Below are 3632 nucleotides of genomic sequence, written 5' to 3'. Positions count from 1 at the left end.
CCGAACCATAAGGTAAACGCGCCAGAACGCGTGGCATGGTCAGTGTCACAAAGCGTGAATCATCACTGTCACGGAAAGATCGCCATTTGGTGTATTCCAGCGATTCAAAGATTTTTTCCAGATCGCGAGGTTTAGATAATTCTGTCCAGTCATCAAAACCGAACAGCGCAGGCGCTGATGCTGAAATGAACGGACAAAAACCAGCCGCCGCAACGTTTGACATATACGTCAGTGTTTCAATATCTTCCGGGTGATTGGTAAATTCATAGTCACCAATAATGGCACCATAAGGCTCACCACCCGGCGTACCAAACTCGGACTCATAAACCTTTTTAAACGTTTGGCTTTGATCAAACTCCACCGCTTTGCTCAAATCTTTGTAGAGCTCTTTTTTGCTCATACTGATCATGCGGATTTTAAGCGAAGCACTGGTTTCTGAATTCATTACCAGGTGATTCAGACCACGCCAGCTGCCCTCTAACTTCTGAAACGCCGGGGTGTGCATGATGACAGCCAATTGTTCAGAAATCAGTTGATCCAGCCGGTTAATCGCTTCATTAAACGTCACCGTCAGATTCTTGTTCCAGCTTACGGTTCCGCTTAAGGCTTCTTCAGTCAAGGTACGCAGCAACTCTTCTGCACGTGACGCATCAGTTTGCTTGGTGGCACCTATGGCTTGCTCCAGCAACGAGCTGGAGGCAGTCTGAGCATTATCATGTTGCTCGAGTAAAGCTTCCGTACTCATATTATTTGTCCTCTATGCTAAGATCCTGCGCCAGCTTTTGCAGATCTTCATTGTTGTTTAATACCCGTTCCAGAATATTCTCAAGCTCTTCTGAACGATCGATTTTTGTCATCAGGTCCCGCAGCTTATTGCGAGTCGCCATCAGCTTGTCTAAAGGTTCAACCTGCTTGACAATTGCCGCTGGCTCAAAGTCCTGCATCGATTTAAACTGAAGGTCTACACTGAACTCACTGCCATCACCGGCCAACTTGTTTTCAACTTTGAAATTCAGCTTAGGATTCATCCGCTTTAACACTTCATCAAAGTTATCGCGGTCAATCTGCACAAAACGACGGTCTTTTAACGGCTTTAATGCCTCGGTGTTCTGCCCGGCAAAATCACCCATCACGCCGACAACAAAAGGCAACTCTTTCTTAACCGCAGCTCCTTCTGTCTCTACGTCATATGTAATATGCACTCGGGGCTTACGCACCCGGGACAACTTACTGTGAATACTTTCCATTGACTTTCTCCTGTTACTCAGCTGTTATTTACGCCTGTTGGTACCGGTTTATCAGCTACTGCTTTTCTGCGGGATCCCCGCTAACCGGAAATAATGATTACGGCTGTTGTTATCGTCGATCAGCTCCTGCAGTAGCTCAGGCAAGCTGAGCCCACTCCAGTGAACTACCTGTTCAAGTGCGTACGAAATTGGTGAATGAGGTTCAGTTTTACGGAAAAATTCAGCCGCCTGTTTCAGGCTATACAGCACTTGTTCACGACTCTGAACCTGCCGCTGAACAGGGTCACCTTCTGTATCACTGCCAGCTTCACTCTGTAATGTGACAGCTGCCGCCTGAACTGCCAGCTTGTCTGCCGCCAGATAATTAACTGCATCAAGGCATTTTTGCAGAGCTTTGCTAATTGCACTGGTCGGCTGGGGTTCTCCTCCCATAGCCTCGTCCATCGCTTGAGACAGCAAAGCAAACTCTGCGATAGCATCGTCAATCTGCGCTTTGAGGTGCTGATAAAACGCAGCGGGCGTCTCTGCAACTGCGTTTTTCACTTGCTCCAGGCTGGCGATACCCGCATCGGCTTTTTGTTTCTGACGTTTTTCATCCTTGCGTGAAATGTCAGCCGCACGTTCGTATTGCCAGCAGGCAAACTGACCGTGTGCTGTCACATCAGTGAGCGGGATACTCAGAATGGGAGTGATAAGAGCACCATCTCCCTCATAACCGTTCAAGCCAATCAGTGGTGCAATACGCATCTCCATGCCGTCTTCATCAGGCAGTGGATACAGACAAGTCCAAAAATGCTCTATCAGTAAGCGGGTTGCTTTAAAGCCTGCGGCAAGACCGGCAAAACCATGAGTACGGCAAAGTGCCTCAATCAGCCAGGCGGCATACTCAAGATCTTTGGTACTGCTGCATAACACCTGAGGGATTTTTTCGCTAAGAGGGCGCCAATCGGATATCAGCGCCTGAAAATCTTCATCTTCAGCTAGTAACGCCCGCTCGTTAGCTCTGGCCTGACCGCGAATATCTTTCAACTGATAGTACTGAGATGTGGGCGAAATATCACTACGCGGATCAATGCCTGCTGGTGCACTGGCATCAACCTCATTAATTAACATATCAAAATCAATTAATTCACTGTATTCCATCACAACAACCAGAATGAGACGTTTTCCAGCGAATTATGTTACTTTATTGTTTTATTAATAACAACAATTAAGTCACTTTTTCTAATTTTTAATATAAATTGGTATCGTTTTATCCTTTTCATTAACATATGCAGAATTCACATCAACCTTTATCAGGATGCAAGTGACGTTATCTCTTGCCCCCGCAACCAAAGTTGAATGCAGCAACGCTCTGTTGGCCTCGGCAATATTGTTATGTGTCAGATAATGACAAATCTCGTCGTCACTCAACTCCTTGTTAAGTCCGTCGCTGCAGAGCAAGAATAGATCTCCCGGCTGCCACACACCGCTAATGACATCCACGGTCAGATTAGGGTCTACGCCTACAGCACGTGTTATCACGTTGGCCAGCTCATGCTGTTCTGCTTCACTGCTATCAATCAATCCTTCATCAACCATTTCATTGACCTGAGAATGATCACGCGTAACCTGGCGCAGAACATTATTGCGCAGCAAATATCCCCGGCTATCTCCCGCCCAGAGAAAATGGTAATGCAGTTTGTCTATCATCAGCATCACAACAGTAGAGCCCGCGGTGCGCCCTTGCAGATTCCTGGCGCTGTAATGGCATAACTCGTCATTCGCCTGTTGTAATGACTCCGTCAGCAACTGCAGCGATATGTCATCGGTTCGCTGTACTGCAACCTTTACCGTATCAACAACCAATTGGCTGGCAATATCGCCGGCTGCATGCCCGCCCATGCCATCGGCAACCAGCCAGACTCCGCTATCCGCCATATCAAGACAAGCATCTTCGTTACATTTTCTGACCAGGCCTTTATGGGTCTGTGCGTGGGATACAACTTGTCTCATCGTTATACAATTCCGCCATCATTAATCTCTGCATACTGCCAGTGCCAGCGTTGCCAATCGCCGTTAAGCATTGCTGCATACTGGCTGACCTGAGGTAAACCATTACTGACCAAAGTACAGGCTGGAACCTGCTCAGAGCCGTCAGTCCACCACAGGCAATAGCGCTCAAACTGCTGCCGGTAACTATGGTGTAACAAGGACATCGCATCAGGCTCACTATTACTCTTGATCACCCAGGCTGGACGTCCCTGCGCTTGTGGCATTACCGGCGCCGTAATTTGCTGCTTCTCTGGCCAACTAATTTCCGCCTGCTGCAATCTGCTAAGCCAGAGGTCAAAGCTAAAATCATCCTCCAAAGTTAGCAGAGCCTGTTGTTGTAATACGGCGCTC

The 3632-nt window shown here is 47.7% G+C and carries 4 protein-coding genes and 1 pseudogene; all 5 read right to left on the bottom strand.

Annotated elements, in window-relative coordinates; translation table 11 throughout:
* Nucleotides 1-745, bottom strand: a 745-nt coding sequence (tssC, locus tag VIN66_RS12265) for a type VI secretion system contractile sheath large subunit (RefSeq protein ID WP_331924242.1), incomplete at its 3' end; no start/stop codon positions are given.
* Nucleotide 746: 1 nt separating this feature from the next.
* Complete coding sequence (tssB, locus tag VIN66_RS12260; protein WP_134055099.1) at nt 747-1247, bottom strand: type VI secretion system contractile sheath small subunit; 501 nt, start codon at nt 1245-1247, stop codon at nt 747-749.
* Between the two features lie 51 nt (nt 1248-1298).
* Complete coding sequence (gene tssA, locus VIN66_RS12255) at nt 1299-2390, bottom strand: type VI secretion system protein TssA (RefSeq protein ID WP_331924241.1); 1092 nt, start codon at nt 2388-2390, stop codon at nt 1299-1301.
* Between the two features lie 81 nt (nt 2391-2471).
* On the bottom strand, nt 2472-3242 hold the full coding sequence (locus VIN66_RS12250) for a PP2C family protein-serine/threonine phosphatase (protein WP_331924240.1): 771 nt from the start codon (nt 3240-3242) through the stop codon (nt 2472-2474).
* Between the two features lie 2 nt (nt 3243-3244).
* A pseudogene (locus VIN66_RS12245) lies at nt 3245-3632 on the bottom strand (type VI secretion system-associated protein TagF); the annotation flags it as partial.

Source organism: Rheinheimera sp. (assembly GCF_036568245.1).
Classification (GTDB): Bacteria; Pseudomonadota; Gammaproteobacteria; order Enterobacterales; family Alteromonadaceae; genus Alishewanella.
This window is presented reverse-complemented; position numbering and strand designations above follow the sequence as displayed.